The sequence below is a fragment of the Pseudoalteromonas sp. SWYJZ98 genome (assembly GCF_015864495.1).
Taxonomy (GTDB): domain Bacteria; phylum Pseudomonadota; class Gammaproteobacteria; order Enterobacterales; family Alteromonadaceae; genus Pseudoalteromonas; species Pseudoalteromonas distincta.
Genome location: NZ_JADYXA010000001.1, coordinates 306,412 through 322,027 on the forward strand (window position 1 = coordinate 306,412; position 15,616 = coordinate 322,027).

General features: G+C 37.1%; 10 protein-coding genes and 2 pseudogenes. 8 read left to right on the plus strand and 4 right to left on the minus strand.

The window, feature by feature from the left end; all coding sequences use genetic code 11:
• Nucleotides 1-220 precede the first annotated feature (220 nt).
• Nucleotides 221-1,663 carry a capsule assembly Wzi family protein gene (locus tag I6F10_RS01510; protein WP_165743716.1) on the plus strand — a complete coding sequence of 481 codons (1,443 nt, stop codon included), beginning with the start codon at nt 221-223 and terminating at the stop codon, nt 1,661-1,663.
• 280 nt (nt 1,664-1,943) lie between these two features.
• On the opposite strand, the gene I6F10_RS01515 is transcribed toward I6F10_RS01510, so the two are convergent.
• Together I6F10_RS01515 and I6F10_RS01520 are read right to left on the minus strand one after the other, a co-directional pair.
• Nucleotides 1,944-2,948 carry an NAD-dependent epimerase gene (locus tag I6F10_RS01515; RefSeq protein ID WP_024606393.1) on the minus strand — a complete coding sequence of 335 codons (1,005 nt, stop codon included), beginning with the start codon at nt 2,946-2,948 and terminating at the stop codon, nt 1,944-1,946.
• A gap of 519 nt (nt 2,949-3,467) precedes the next feature.
• A complete protein-coding gene (locus I6F10_RS01520; protein ID WP_197098235.1) occupies nt 3,468-4,634 on the minus strand; it encodes a nucleotide sugar dehydrogenase in 1,167 nt (388 codons plus the stop codon).
• Nucleotides 4,635-5,383: 749 nt separating this feature from the next.
• Here I6F10_RS01520 and I6F10_RS01525 point away from each other — a divergent pair.
• From I6F10_RS01525 to I6F10_RS01540, 4 genes are all read left to right on the plus strand, one after another.
• Nucleotides 5,384-6,808, plus strand: coding sequence for a hypothetical protein (locus I6F10_RS01525; RefSeq protein ID WP_197098237.1), 1,425 nt, complete (start codon nt 5,384-5,386; stop codon nt 6,806-6,808).
• A 1,082-nt stretch (nt 6,809-7,890) separates the two neighbouring features.
• On the plus strand, nt 7,891-8,334 hold the full coding sequence (locus tag I6F10_RS01530) for an antitoxin Xre/MbcA/ParS toxin-binding domain-containing protein (protein WP_197098239.1): 444 nt from the start codon (nt 7,891-7,893) through the stop codon (nt 8,332-8,334).
• Between the two features lie 760 nt (nt 8,335-9,094).
• Nucleotides 9,095-10,426 carry a HipA domain-containing protein gene (locus I6F10_RS01535; RefSeq protein WP_197098241.1) on the plus strand — a complete coding sequence of 444 codons (1,332 nt, stop codon included), beginning with the start codon at nt 9,095-9,097 and terminating at the stop codon, nt 10,424-10,426.
• Nucleotides 10,419-10,700 (plus strand): helix-turn-helix domain-containing protein, encoded by a 282-nt coding sequence (locus I6F10_RS01540; RefSeq protein ID WP_197098243.1) that lies wholly within the window; start codon nt 10,419-10,421, stop codon nt 10,698-10,700. The genes I6F10_RS01535 and I6F10_RS01540 overlap by 8 nt, the downstream gene beginning before the upstream one ends.
• Nucleotides 10,701-11,313: 613 nt before the next feature.
• Here the strand turns inward: I6F10_RS01540 and I6F10_RS01545 are convergent.
• Nucleotides 11,314-12,464: pseudogene (locus tag I6F10_RS01545) on the minus strand (IS3 family transposase).
• Nucleotides 12,465-12,587: 123 nt separating this feature from the next.
• Between I6F10_RS01545 and I6F10_RS01550 the strand changes: the two are divergent.
• Both I6F10_RS01550 and I6F10_RS01555 read left to right on the plus strand, forming a co-directional pair.
• Nucleotides 12,588-12,917, plus strand: a complete 330-nt coding sequence (locus tag I6F10_RS01550; RefSeq protein WP_197098245.1) for a type II toxin-antitoxin system RelE/ParE family toxin — start codon at nt 12,588-12,590, stop codon at nt 12,915-12,917.
• A gap of 76 nt (nt 12,918-12,993) precedes the next feature.
• On the plus strand, nt 12,994-13,305 hold the full coding sequence (locus tag I6F10_RS01555) for a helix-turn-helix domain-containing protein (protein ID WP_197098247.1): 312 nt from the start codon (nt 12,994-12,996) through the stop codon (nt 13,303-13,305).
• A 73-nt stretch (nt 13,306-13,378) separates the two neighbouring features.
• On the opposite strand, the pseudogene I6F10_RS20505 reads toward I6F10_RS01555, so the two are convergent.
• Nucleotides 13,379-13,921: pseudogene (locus I6F10_RS20505) on the minus strand (IS30 family transposase); the annotation flags it as partial.
• A 245-nt stretch (nt 13,922-14,166) separates the two neighbouring features.
• On the opposite strand from I6F10_RS20505, the gene I6F10_RS01565 reads away from it, so the two are divergent.
• The gene (locus I6F10_RS01565; protein ID WP_197098249.1) at nt 14,167-15,528 is read left to right on the plus strand and encodes an ATP-binding protein; all 1,362 of its coding nucleotides are present in this window, start codon (nt 14,167-14,169) and stop codon (nt 15,526-15,528) included.
• The last annotated feature ends 88 nt before the right edge of the window (nt 15,529-15,616 follow it).

The following is a 15,616-nucleotide window of genomic DNA, read 5'->3' on the forward strand; positions in this document are numbered from 1 at the left end:
ATGTAAAACCTCACCTATAATATACGCCCCTGTAGGTACGCATTTACTTCGCGCTCATCTAATTTAACTTTACCAAAGCGGGGTATAAAACCTCACCTACAACTTATATACACCAACTAATAACTACTAATATATCGCTTTTTTCTTCCTTACTTAGGCGTTTATTGCTAACCTCGCGTTAACGTTTTTACTTAAACAAATTTTTGCTAACGGAATAATTATGCTCAAAAAAATATCACTGTTTATAGGGATGGCAATCAGTGCAAGTGCTATTGCTAAAGGTGGCGTGTCTCCTTACTTACCTTTAAATCAAGCCCCAGAACTTGAGCACCAAGTACAACGACTTTTAGCCGTAAGTAAAAACACACATATTATGAGCAAGCCTTATAAAGCGCACGATATTTATAGAGTGCTGCAAACAGTAAGGCATACTTACCCAGAACTATATCAAACACTTTCGTACCAACTTAGTCCTTACATTCAAAGCGATGCGGGCACATTTGCAAAACTAGCGCTTGCTGCTGGCACAAAAGATAAAACACTGCCAAACCAACGCGGCCAAACCACTAAAACCAACTTAATTGTTGAAGGTGGCGCTTACGCTAACTTCGGGCGTTACTTTGGTGTAAGTGTTGCTGGCATAGCCAACGAAGATGAAATATTACCTACACAAAGCTTTTTTTACCTTGGTAATAAGTACGCGCAGTTAGATGTAGGTTACCGAGAGCATTGGTACTCACCTTTTAACGACAGCGCCATGCTATTAAGCACACAAGCTAAAACAACGCCTTCTATAACGCTTAGTAATGTAGAGCCAATAACCAGCTTTAATATTCGTTATGATATGTTTATTAGCAAAATGACCGAGCAACGTGGCATTTTAAAAGAAGGTCAACAAACAGGTGTTGATAGGGTTTATGAACCAGGTAAGCCCTATTTATTTGGTTTACACACGAGTTTTGCAGCAACTGATAATCTAACAATAGGCTTAAGTCGTTTAATGCAGTTCGGAGGCGGCCCTCGAACAGTTACCTTAAAAGACTTTGCAGAGGGTTTTTTTACTCCAGGGGCTAAAGACAATATAACAACTGATGATGCTAACGAACTTGGTGATGAATACGAGCTTGGGGATCAACTAGGATCCATAACATTCGCCTACAACAATAGTATTTATGCGCTACCGTTTGAGTTTTATGGCGAGATTGCGCTTGAAGATACATTGGGAGGCTCACGTAATAATGCCTACAGTTTTGGACTCTACTTACCTTTTATTGCTAATAACCATAGTCTACGTTTTGAGCACAGTAATTGGCAGCCTAGTTGGTATGGTAATCACTTATACTTAGACGGGAATCGTAATTCAGGCAATGTAATTGGCCACTGGGCGGGTGATGAACACGACTACAGCGACTACACTCCTGCTAAATCAATGAGCGTAAACTGGCATTGGCAATTGAGTAAAATAGAAAGTTTAAATACCACCATTCGCATGCTTGAAAATAAACGTGATGGTTATAAAACTAGTTATGAGTTACAAACAGCCTATACGCGGAAATTAAGTAAACCAATAATGGGTGCTAAAAGTTGGGGAGCTGAGCTGTATCAAGGAAAGGATGTATACGGGGAAGCATTTGCTAGGTTAGGTGTATTTGCCAATTTTTAACACCCTGTAGGGGCGAATTTATTTCGCGCTAATGTAATTTAACTTTACTAAAGCGAGGTATAAAACCTCACCTACAATATACACCCTATCGATGCGAATTTACTTCGCGCTCATGTGATTTAACTTTACCAAAAGCGAGGTATAAAACCTCACCTACAATACACACACCCTGTAGGCGCGAATTTACTTCGCGCTCATCTAAATTAACTTTATTAAAAGCAAAAAAAAGCACTGTCTTAAATTTAAAACAGTGTTTTAAATGACTTACAAATTGTAACCTTTATTTATAAAAGTCTTTATACCACTTAATAAGCTCACTCACGCCTTGCTTAACACCAACTTGCGCTTTATAGCCTGTTGCATTAAATAAATCTGTAGTATCAGCATAAGTTTTATAAACATCGCCAGCTTGCATTTCACGGAAGTTCTTTTTAGCTTCAGTACCTAGTTCAGCTTCAATGGCTTCAATAAACTTCATTAGGTTTATTGGGCTACCGTGGCCAATATTATAAACCGCATACGGAGCAGAGCTAGAAGCTGGTGAACCTGTTTCAACTTTCCAATCTGGGTTTGCAACAGGTATAACATCGGCAGCACGAACAACACCTTCGACTATGTCATCTATGTAAGTAAAGTCACGCCACATATCGCCATTGTTGTTTATATCAATAGTGTCGCCGGCAAGTATTTTTTTAGTAAAAATATATGGGGCCATATCTGGGCGACCCCATGGCCCATATACAGTAAAAAAGCGTAAGCCTGTTGTAGGTAAACTATATAAATGAGAATAGCTATGCGCCATTAGCTCATTCGCTTTTTTAGTTGCAGCATAAAACGACACTGGGTGATCAACACTATCGGTTGTTTCAAACGGTGTTTTTTCGTTTAAGCCATATACAGAGCTAGATGAAGCATAAACCAAGTGTTTAACTTTATTATTACGACACCCTTCAAGCACATTTAAGTGCCCTACTAAATTAGAGTCTGCATAAGCATCAGGGTTTTCTATTGAATACCTAACACCGGCTTGCGCCGCTAAATGTATTACTTTATCAAACTGCTGTGTTTTAAATAACTCGCTCATTGCTGGGCGTTCACTTATATCAAGCTTAATAAATGTAAACGCTTCATGGCTTTCAAACTGCGCTAAACGAGCTAGTTTTAAATTTACATCGTAATAATCGTTAAGGTTATCAATACCGACTACTACATGGCCAGCCGCTAATAATTTTTGGCATGTTGCCGCGCCAATAAAACCAGCAGCACCCGTTACTAAATATTTCATAATTTCCTAATCTTTAAGCTGATAAAGTTGAAAGTTGAAAGTTGAAAGTTGAAAGTTGAAGACTAAAAGCCTAATCCCAAGTTTCAATAGTTTTCATTAAGGCAGATATCATTTTTGATAACTGCCTAGACTCTTCTATTCAGGTCCGTACTTTTACCTCAATGCCTTTAACTTTTTAAAGCTATGCTTATTTGCTAACGCGCCAGCAAGCAAGGCGCCTACAACAATAACATCGCAATTATACGGCTGAGTCGTAGGCGTAAAGTTTGCGCACGCACGAAAAAAGCCTAAACGAGCCAGCAAGTAAGGTGCCTACAACAATAACATCGCAATTATACGGCTGAGTTGTAGGCGTGAAGCTTGCTCACGCACAAAAAAAACTAATTTCAACTATAAGCCTTTAACCTTTAGCCTTTAGCCTTTAGCCTTTAGCCTTTAGCCTTTAGCCTTTAGCCTTTAACCTTTAGCCTTTAGCCTTTAGCCTTTAACCTTTAACTTTTAGTCTTTAAACTTTGTTTATTAATCACTACCAAACAAATCGCGAGTATAAACTTTGTCAGCAATATCACTGAGCTCTTCAACCATACGGTTAGATACAACAACATCAGATATTTGCTTAAACTCATTTAAGTCTTTAATGACACGAGAATGATAAAACTCACTTTCTTCAAGCACGGGTTCGTAAACTACAACCTCAATACCTTTCGCTTTAATACGCTTCATAATACCTTGAATAGACGAAGCTCTAAAATTATCAGACCCACTTTTCATTACTAACCTATATACACCAACCACTTTAGGGTTACGTTTAAGTATTGAGTCCGCAATAAAGTCTTTACGTGTCGTATTAGCATCAACAATGGCACCAATAATATTGTTTGGTACATTTGCATAGTTTGCACGTAGCTGCTTAGTGTCTTTTGGTAAGCAATAGCCGCCATATCCAAACGATGGGTTATTGTAATGATCACCAATACGTGGGTCTAAACTAACACCCTGTATAATTTGCTTAGAGTTTAAGCCATGCGCTTCAGCGTAGCTATCAAGCTCATTAAAGTAAGCTACACGCATTGCTAAATAAGTGTTTGAGAACAACTTAATAGCTTCGGCTTCAGTTGAGTCAGTAAAAAGTACTTCAATATCTTCTTTGATAGCGCCTTGCTTAAGTAAGTTGGCAAAAACACTTGCACGCTCGCTTTGCTCACCAACAACAATACGCGATGGGTATAAGTTATCGTGCAGCGCTTTACCTTCACGTAAAAACTCTGGCGAAAACATTAAATTATTAATGCCAAGTTTTTCTTTAATACTTTGCGTAAAACCAACGGGTACCGTCGACTTTATAACCATAACCGCATTTGGATTGTGCGCTAGCGCATCTTTAATTACCGCTTCTACAGAACTTGTATTAAAGTAATTGTTTTCTACATCGTAATCAGTTGGAGTCGCAATAATGACAAAATCAGCATTTTTATAGGCTGCCATTTTGTCTGCAGTGGCTGTAAAGTTTAAGTCGCTTCGAGTTAAAAACTCACTAATTTCGATATCAACAATAGGTGACTTTTTATTATTTAACAGTGCTATTTTGTGCTCATCTATATCTAATGCAACTACTTCATTATTCTGCGCCAAAAGCATTGCGTTAGAAAGGCCTACATAGCCCGTACCAACCACAGCAATTTTCATATTAATCCTTTATATTTAAAAATATTTTTATTATTTTACCAGAGCGAGCAGAGAAAACGAACAAGCAAAAAGTTTATTATTTTCGTAAACAGCAACCACACCTAGCAGAGTGAATTCAATCAAGTGAAAATGCTCTTAGTTTTTTACTGTAGGTAATATGCACACAAAGACCCATTAATGACTGGCAAAATTGATTGTGCAGTAACAAACTAGTAGCTTATTTATTGACGCGTTTTGTAGGGAAAACAAGTTACCAACTTCAAAATTTTATAAATATCGGTCTAAATATAAGAGGCTGTAAAAGCACCTAAATTAGTCAAAGTGAAAAACAAAGCCATTCCTCATGAAGTCAATACCTCAATCTCGTTATGTCAGTTCTTTATCTAATAGTTCCCGCTATTAGAAGAAAACACCCCCTCCCCGACAGCCCTTACACAGCAAGACTTTCCGCCCTATTTAACTCTACATATGAGACATAAAAATGTCTGAATTTGGCTATTTGAGACACTTCTACTTCGCAAAAGTCTGAGATAAAAATGTGTAAAAATGCACTTTTTGCTACCTTCCCCCCATTCTGTATCACAGCATTAGTACTAGCTTCGTCTATCCTATCTCGCTGTATTGAATTTGGAGGGCTAACGCTTTGCACAACTTGTTCATCTAATATTCGCGCCTCTCATGTTAGTAGTCGTTTTAGCTACTAGACTTAATTCATTACTTGAATATTCTTTATATAGAAGGTGGAATACATGACAAAAAGGCTACCCAGCAGATATGAGATTGTTGAACCGACGCTCGCTTTAATTGAGTCGTTAGATACAAAGGCGTTATATGAGAAATACAAAACTAAGGAAGGGTGGTTAAATCGAGGTCGGCTTATCCAAAAAGCCAACCCACTATTATCGTTAAAACAAGCTCAAAATCGTGGTAGCCGTATTTATGGTTCGTTACAACCAGCAGCTGACGCGAAGTCAAAAGAAGCCTTGGAAAAGGGCTGGATAACGAGGCTAAATAAAAAGCAAGCACTAAAATACCAAGACACAAATATTGGCGAATTAATTGAGCAAACGTGTAAAAAATATTCTACTCAGGGTGAAATTGCGGCAAATGAATGCCAGTTAAGAATACACTTAGAAAATATACATATTTCAAAGAAAGATATTTGCAAAATTAATGAACAGTTCTGTTCTTTAATGATAGGAAAAACCGATGAGATATTTAGTGCATGGTCTGTGGTTAATTTATACTGGGCTGTATTTACTAATAACCGACGATATATTGGCTTAGACAATAATATTATTTATTCATCCTTAAAAGAAGTTATATTTGGTAACTATTTATACCTCAGCAAAATTCCATTTGAAGCTCACCCTTCATTCGAAGCTATTCAGCGAGAGGCTGATTTTAGGCTCTGTGACTTTGACATTTATAATGAAATACTTATGTGTGATCCTCACGATAGCCGAGCTTGCTCCAGCACATCTAAACGGGCAGCATATTCAAAACGCACTAAAATTAAAAATAACGAATATCAGGAAAATAGTATCAACGTGGAGTTGGTTAATGGTGATAACTCTGACAAAGCTTTCTATGAAGACATTAAAACATTAATATATAACCTTTATCCTAACCATATAGCACCTAATTTTACATCTATATGCAAATTTAAAAAAAGTAATCTCGCGTATTTGTTAGCATTAACACCTGATGAAGTGCACAAACTAATTGATGATATGTGTGGTAGATCTAATTTTAGAAACAATAAGTATGCAGAATATAAATTCTTAAAAAATAACTATCCAAACTTTTCGGTAATATGGAAAAATTCAAAAGCTCGATGGCAAAAAAATAAAATTAATAGTTCGGTCAAATCTAGACAAAAAAACTCTAATAAAATATCAGTATCTGAACATGTAGAAATAATTTGGAAGTCTAATCTGCATAAGGCAATGGGTGCTAAACCATGGAAGTGCAACCGACAATTTCTTTATAGAGCTTGGATAGGACATTATGATAAATATAAAGATGTATTTAAAAGTTTTGGGATAACACCAGCCCCTATTGACTTCAAAACTACTTTCTATGTTGGAGCCGGTCCAAATAACAAAAACCTGAGGTTTGCTAGCTTTATTAATACTGACAGCACAGGGTCCAATCATGGTGTTTCACCATGATTGTGTAATCAATATTGTTTATGGCACAAAATATGTATTGATTATTTCCCATAGTAATTCCCATACTGAAGCACTATTTGCCGCCAGATACAGGTATAAACTTGGGGCAATTCCCATAGTGAAGCACTATTTGCCGCCAGATACAGGTACAAACTTGGGGCAACTCCCATAGTGAAGCACTATTTGCCGCCAGATACAGGTACAAACTTGGGGTAATTCTCATAGTGAAGCACTATCTGCCGCCAGATACAGGTACAAACTTGGGGTAATTCCCATAGTGAAGCACTATTTGCCGCCAGATACAGGTACAAACTTGGGGTAACTCCCATAGTGAAGCACTATTTTCCGCCAGATACAGGTACAAACTTGGGGCAATTCCCATAGTGAAGTGGACTTTGCCTAAAAAAGAGCAGTGTTAATCACCGTTCAACGTTCAACGATTTTGTTAAGCGTACCCATCTGTAGTGGCATAGTTAATTAGGCCACCCATTAAGAAAGATGAACTGGTTCAATTTTGTCTATTAATTAATCACTGACAGTTTAGACAATGTATTTCGCAGTTAGGCTCGACACTCGTCATGAGTTAAAATTCTATCAAATATAGATCTAAAGAATGATGCAAATGATGTACGAAAAATATTATGTATACTATCCAGCGAGATTACTTCATTCTGAACACCGGTTTGCTCGACAACATTAGATAAAGCCTTAGTCTGTACATATTAAATTTGTACTAAAAATTTTCAAAGTTATAGTTTAATATGAAGTTTAAAATATACTCATCAGGAGATAATTTATGAACGCAATACAAATAGCCACTTTATTAGTTTTAGCTATGTCTGTAGTGACTCTCGTCACTGGTTTATACGCACTTAAAAATAGAAACAGATAGTGTTCTTTTATCTAATTAGTAATGTTTTCCAGCTTTGATAGCGTATAAGGTCGACATAGGTATTTCGTGTCCCAAAAACCGTATGTGATTCAGAATATAATTAATAACATTGCTATATTATATTGCTCAGGGCTTTGCGGGTTAGCTGCGCACGCTAAAAGTAGTTGTCATTAATTATAGTGAGTTACTAATGAGTACGGTACAAAATAAAAGTACAAGGCACGACTTTCTCAATGTCGTCACGCTTGGTAAATTAAATACACACTCAAACCCTATGACTGAAATAGCCATCGTTAAAGAAGGTTTAACTACAGCCGGCTTATGTACTTTTTCTACCTTAATGCAATGGGAACTGAGTACTTTAGCAAAAGCGCTGGGCACAACTGAACGTACTTTGTTACGTAATAAAGATAAGCCTTTAAATAAACAGATCAGTGAGAATGCGATTGAAGTGGCACGATTGTCAAACTTTGGGATTGCATATTTCAGCAGTATCGATAATTGGAATACATGGTTAGACACACCCAATGTTCAATTTGATAATCAACCTGCACGAGCCATAATGAGCAGTATCCGTGGCCGTGAATTAATACGCAGAGTCATTAGCGGGCTGCAACATGGATTTACAGCGTAATAGTCGTTTACCGGATAGGCCCTAAGCAATATAACACTCCCTGTAATTGTCTTTTAGTATTGAACGCCATAGTGCAGGATCCATTGCCTTGCTGATTATACCGTATCTACACAACAATCGGGTATGCTTGAAAAGGCCTCAACTTGTCATTTTTAAGCCACATATTTTTATATGTAAACCTAGTTTCTCAGCTGTTTTTAATCACGCAACTGCTTTGGTAATCCCTCCGAAAATAATAGAAGCCAAATATAGAACGTTCTCTTCATGCGTCCATATAAAAAATACATAAATAATCTTATTTATCACCTATAAACCCTATCTAAAACATATAATCAGTAAAAAACCACAAAAACAAAATAAACCATTGAATTAAAATAACTTTTAAAAATTTTTTAGAAAGTGCTAAATAGGGGGGTCTATTTTTTGGAAGTCATTAAAAAAGCTAACATGCTTAAAAACAGTTCATTTAAACGGTATAATTATTCGATAATTTTTAACTCAGACTAATGTCCCTAGGTACTTTACTGATCGTATCCCCTTGGTTTTGTAACCATATAAGCTCCAAATATCACAATGCCTGACATACTGGTGTAGCTAATATGTTTATTACATGGCATTACCTAATGCTTATTTGTATTAGCATGAACTAAAAACAGAAGCTTACTTCCCCTTATTTTATTGAATACCTACAATAACAGAACTATACTTCCCTTTTGAGCATAACTATTATAATTTTCGGAAGTATAATTCTGAGGTATTTATGAGTGTAATATTCCAATTGTTTCACGCTGGTCAGTGGCATGATGCTGCTGAATTAACGTTTACAGGTGATGAAATGAGCTCTAAAGTAAGGCTCACTTACCTTACAGACTATCTATTTTCTATAGCGGATAATGATTGTATTGATAACAGAGCATGCTCTGTTAATGCACCATTGAGTATTATTCCGACAGACTATTTAAAGTGGCCTGCTCTTTTAGATGATTTAATGCCTGTAGGAAAGTCTCGCTCCTGGTGGTTACGGCGTTTAAATGTGGCGCATGAAACGCCTTTTAAGAAAAATATCGCTTTACTAAAAAACGCATGTAATTCACCTATAGGCAATCTTCGAGTTAAAGGGCATTCAAACAAAGTATCAACCAATAATGATGTACTTTACTTTGAAATAAATGATGTTGTGTCTTTACAGTATGATTTTTTAGAATATGCCAATGAGCAAGGTGCCACGGTTGGAGGGGCAACGGGTGCAGGCGGTGTTGCTCCAAAACTACTGTTAATGCTTGTTAAAGATAAAGTATACATAGATGGCGACTTTGCCGGAAAACCTTTAACCGGCATTGCGTACTTAACCAAATTTGCTAGAAACAACCGGCAAGAGATTGATAACGATATTTTAAAAGCTGAAGGGGTTTATTACAAAGTGCTAAACCAAGTGCTCGATGGTTTGTCAGTAGAGACTATGGATCCCTCTTTAATAAAAATACTCGAGCATAATGGCCAAGTAAGCTTATGGCTACCTCGCTTTGATATTGAAATTAATAATGGAATTGCTCATAGGTTAGGTATGGAAAGTATCTATTCAATTATCAATGCAGAGCCTGGAAGTGTGCAGAATCATTTTGATGTGATTAATCGCCTTTGGGCAAAAATTAGTAACGTAACTGATATGTCATCTGAGGATTTTATAAAACAGTATGTTGCACGCGATTTTTTGAATTTAATCTTTGGAAATTCAGACAACCATGGGCGTAATATTTCATTTCTCAAAAAAGAGAATAAGATTTCGTTTGCGCCTATTTATGACTTTGCGCCAATGAAAGCAGATCCTGAAATGGTAACGCGATTATTTAAGTGGGGTGACGGTTTTGAACGTGGAGGCAAGGTAAACTTTTTACATATCGCTGAGCAACTCTCACCTATGTGTGATCCAAATGAATTGATTGCATATCTTCAAGAAATAGCCAAAAGGCTCAAAAATTTACCCATAAAACTTTTAGATGCCGGTTGCCCAAATAGTATTGTTAATTTTCCTTCAATTGGGTTTGAGTTTTTAGAGAGTAAGTTTGTACAAATGGGGGTGATGGATGAGTAAGTATGATGGGTTAGAAAGGTTGGCACTTTTAGCACAAATAGAGCACGACATTTTAAATAATGAAATAGAAATAGGTGATGCAGTGCGATTAGTTCGCACTAAGCTTTATAAAATGTCGCAAACACGCTTTGCTAATTATGTCAAAGTATCAGATAGGACATTACGTGATATTGAGAAAAACAACACAGATCCTCGCTTATCGGTTTTAAAAAAAGTACTAAAGCCGTGTGGGTTTGCTTTAACATTAAAAGTGATGACTAGAATTGTTTCTTAAAGTGACTTCTCGTCACCTTATCAGGCGATGTATAGTGGTTAAGTAAGTTTGGCCACCTATTACGCAGTAAACCCATATTGTAGAGCGTTAATGACACGGCGCATCAATTCGCCCGGACAGTGATTATCAAATTGTAGATTGGGTATATCTAACCACTGATCCCAGCGTTTGACATCACCAAAGCCAGATAATTTTGCTACCTCTAATGCATGTTCACTGATCTGTTTATTGAATGGCTTTGCAGTATTGCGAATTAAGTCCGCTCGGTTGTTGCTTTTGCAATATCACTCACATTCCAGCCCATTAAATTAGCAAATGCACGAAGACCCGCCGTTCTAAGACCGGTTTGCTCAACAACATTAAATAAAGCTTTAGCCTGTAAACATTAAATTTGTACTAAAAATTTTAAAAGTTATAATTTAACATGCAGCTTAAAATATACTCATCAGGAGATCATTTATGAACGTCATACAAGTAGCAACGTTATTGATTTTAGTCATGACTGCATTGACTCTCGTTGCTGGTTTATACGCTCTTAGAAATGGTAATAGATAGTGTTCTTTTTTAGTTAGGAATGTTTTCCTGATCTGAACCATCATTAGTGGACACTTCGTTAAGCGACATTTAGTTGTTCAAATTTATCGGGGCTTAAATAGCCTAACGCACTATGCCTTCTCTTTTTGTTGTAATCAATTTCTATATATTCAAATACATGCTGCCTCATGGTTTCTCGGTTCATAATAGGCTCATATTGGATGGCTTAGACCTTGAGTGAATGGAAGAAGCTTTCCACACACGCATTATCCCAGCAGTTGCCTTTACGACTCATACTTTGCATTAAATGATGTTCGCTTAATAAATCACGATAAGCATGGGAAGCATATTGGCTGCATCTATCACTATGCACAATGACATATTTAGGTCTACCTCGGCGCCAGATAGCCATTTCCAGGGCGTCACACACCAAAGATGAGGTCATGCGTGTACTCATTGACCAACCAGTCACTGAGCGCGAGTACAGGTCGATAATCACAGCAAGGTAAATCCATCCTTCGCTGGTCATTAGATACGTGATATCACCTGCCCATTTTTGGTTAGGCTTATCGGCGGTAAAGTTCTGCTCAAGTAAATTAGGCGCCACAGGTAAATTGTGTTTACTGTCGGTGGTCGACTTGAATTTACGAGCTGCTTTAGCGACTAAACCCTGACGTCCCATGCTTCTGTTGATGGTTTTTACATCATGTTTATTTCCTTGCTCCGCCAGCTCGACTTGGATACGTCTCGCACCGTCTCGCTCTTTACTGTCAACAAATACGGCTTTGACCTGAGTATCTAACATTTGCTGTTGTTGTTTGCGCTTACACACGTGCTCACATGATTTTATCCATGCATAGAACCCACTTGGCGATACACAAAGTACCTTAGCCATTCTGATAACGCTGAATGTGCTTCGGTAGCTTTGCATAAATTCAAATCGTGTTATTTTTGATTTTTCGCGAAGTAGGTGGCGGCTTTTTTTAATATATCTAGCTCCTCTGCTTGCACCGCTAGTTGGCGTTTCAAACGAGCATTCTCGGTAGCTAACGTACTTTCTCTATCTGATGTAGACGCTTTTTTCAGAGCAGCAGTTCGCCAATAGTAAAGCTGGGACTCTGCGACACTTAATTCTCTGGCAGCTTGAGCAAAACCTACTTTACTCGCCAGCTTTAGTGCTTCTTCTTTGAATTCTTCTGAATAGGATTTACGTTTGGTCTTAGTTGTCATGTTTCACCTCTATGAGTTAGTTTACTCACTTAATGAGGTGTCCAAAACTATTGGTTCAGATCAAATTATCAGACGTCATCAATAGCGTATATTCAAGAATTAAAGTGACAGGACATTAGGAAGTTGAAAAAGTTTAAGTTTATAAACAATCAATCAAAAAAGGAGTTTCTAGCGTTGCCTGATAAAATTCAAAAGCGCTTTGCAAATGATTTAAACGCAATCTGTCAAAACAAAGAGCCATTTAGCAAGTTTAAGCACTTAAAGGACAGTGTAGGTATTGGCGCGGTTGAACTGATAGAAAACAGCAGACCAGCATATAGAACGATTTATGTTGCTAAATTTGCTGACACTGTTTTTATTTTGCACTCATTTACCAAAACTACTAACGGGGTAGATAGGCAGGCAATGGACACTGCGAAGAAACGATACAAATTAATGGAAAAAAGAAATTAAGTGACACATACCACTACTTGAACATATATCAACACCAGTATATAGTGGTTATAAGTTGAACAATAAAGTTGTTAAGATGACTCTTGAATACTCAAATATCTTTGATGCAATCACAGAAGATAAAGCAGAAGCCTCTGAACTACAGACGCGCTCAGATCTGATGATTGTTATTCGTGACATTATCAATGCTAAAAATTGGTCACAGGCCCATGCAGGAGTTCAATTAGGGTTAACTCAACCTCGCGTAAGTGATCTGGTAAATGGCCGAATTGATAAATTCAGCATTGATAAGTTAATGACTTGTTTATATAGAATTGGTTTTCGTTTCAAACCATCCTTTACAGATGATCAGTTAACAATGGCTGTTGAAGCAGTTAAAACACACTAATTGGAATAATTAATCAGGAAATACACATGGAATTGACATCGCGGATTCAAATCTGAGCTAGTACACATAACGTTTAGGTGGCTTTAGCCGCCAAGCCCTCCTGCATCAATTTTGCAGGCGTTTCAAATCCAAGTGTCTTCCTCGAACGATTATTAAGTTACTCAAGTACTGGTATAACTTGCGCTGGTGTTATCGCCTTAAAATCTGTGCTCTTCGGCCAATACTGGCGTAGTAATCCATTCGTGTTTTCATTCAATCCGCGATCCCATGAGTGATAAGGGCGAGCAAAATAAACAGGAACACTTAATGCTTCTGTGATTTGCTCGTGATAAACGACCTCTTTTCCATTGTCCGCGGTGATGGTATGAAGCGCTGACCTAAAAGGGCTTAATAATTATATCGTCGCCGCAGTGACGACCTCTGCTGTTTTGTCTGCCACCTGAGTTGACACAGTGAATTGCGTGATTCGCTCCACAATGGTAACAAGGGCGCCGCGATGACCTTTACCTATTACGGTATCTATTTCCCAATCTCCGATACGACCTTTCTCATCAACTAGTTGTGGACGTTCTTCAATGCTAACGGGATTTTTTATTTGCCCTCGGTTTGTCTTACCGAGCCTCCATCATCTAATTGAGCCAGTTGCTCATTTAATCTCATGATAAAGGAGTCAAAATTAGTCGTGTTAGTAAGCTTTTAGGCCACACGAAAGAAGTGACAACGGTTTTGTATATTGTTAATGATAAAGAGAAAGGTTATGAGGATGTTTTAAATAGCTTGTTTTAATATTGTTCTATACTTATTGTTATCGTAATAAAATTTACTGTAATATAAATTACAATAACTTTAAGAGGCTAGTGTATGCAAAAATTTTATAACAGAGAAGTCCAGCTTAATAAGTTACGAACGATCTCTGATAATATAGGGCAATCCAAAGGCCGGTTAAGTGTCGTTGTTGGTCGTAGGCGTGTCGGTAAAACGCGTTTACTTAATGAAGCTTTTCAAAGTATTACGCAGCAATACCTTTATTTATTTGTGAGTCGAAAATCTGAGAGTGCCTTAGTCAGCGAATTTTCAACTATATTGCAAAATGAATTGAATACAAAGTTCTTTAAGCCAGAGTCTTTGAAAGATATATATGAATATTTACTAGATTACTCCACGCATACACCTATCACTGTAGTTATTGATGAATTTCAGGATATTGAACGAGTAAATAGTAGCCTATTTTCAGATCTACAAAACCTGTGGGACGAATATAAAAATAAGTCGATGATGCATTTGGTTTGTTGCGGGTCTATGTACAATTTAATGACCAGGATCTTTAAGGATGAAAAGCAACCATTACTGAATCGTGATGATTACTTTTTTAAAGTTAATCCTTTAGCGCCGAATTATATAAAAGCAATTATGAAGGATAACGATAGATATACGCCAAACGAGATGCTGACTTGGTGGTGTTTATCTGGAGGTATACCTAAATATCTTGAATGGCTAACTAATTCAGGTAGTTCACCTTTTGACACACTAATTTCAAATGGTTCGCCCTTAATAAAAGAGGGTATGCATCGACTTGTCGAAGATTTTGGTTCTGAGCATCGTGCCTATTTTGATATTCTAGGGGCTATAGCCAGTGGTTATAATAGCCGGCCACGAATAGAGAATTACTTAGATACGAGTGTCGGTGTACACTTAGATAAATTAGAAAAAGATTTTGATATCATAACAAGGCTCAGACCGATTACTGCAAAAGAAAACTCTAGAGACATTCGCTATAAGATTGCAGATGAATTTTTAAGCTTTTGGTTTCGTTTTATATATAGTAACCGAAGTGCAGTTGAAATAGAGAACTATGACTTCATAAGACGCATAGTATATAGGGACTTTGATACGTATTCAGGCACCCAGCTAGAGACATTATTTAAAGCTATTATTATAGAATCGAAGCAATTTAATAATATTGGTAGTTATTGGAATAATAAGGGTGAAGATGAAATCGATATTGTTGCTATTAACGATTTAGATAAAGAAATTTTAATTGCTGAAGTTAAGCGCCAATACAAAAAGTATAGTGAGCCAAAACTGATTTTGAAGTCTAAGAGTTTATTGCAGAACTTAAACAAAAAGGGTTATAAAGTTTCATATAGAGGGTTTTCACTAGACAACTTAGATGACATTCAGAATGAGTTTAAAATGTTCGAGCCTGTAACGGATTCTGTGTAACTGCTCGTTTTTAGTTTTTTAATTGACGCTAGATATATAGTTGCTGATATGAATCGCACTCCTTAATGTATTGTCTGATCATCTTGCC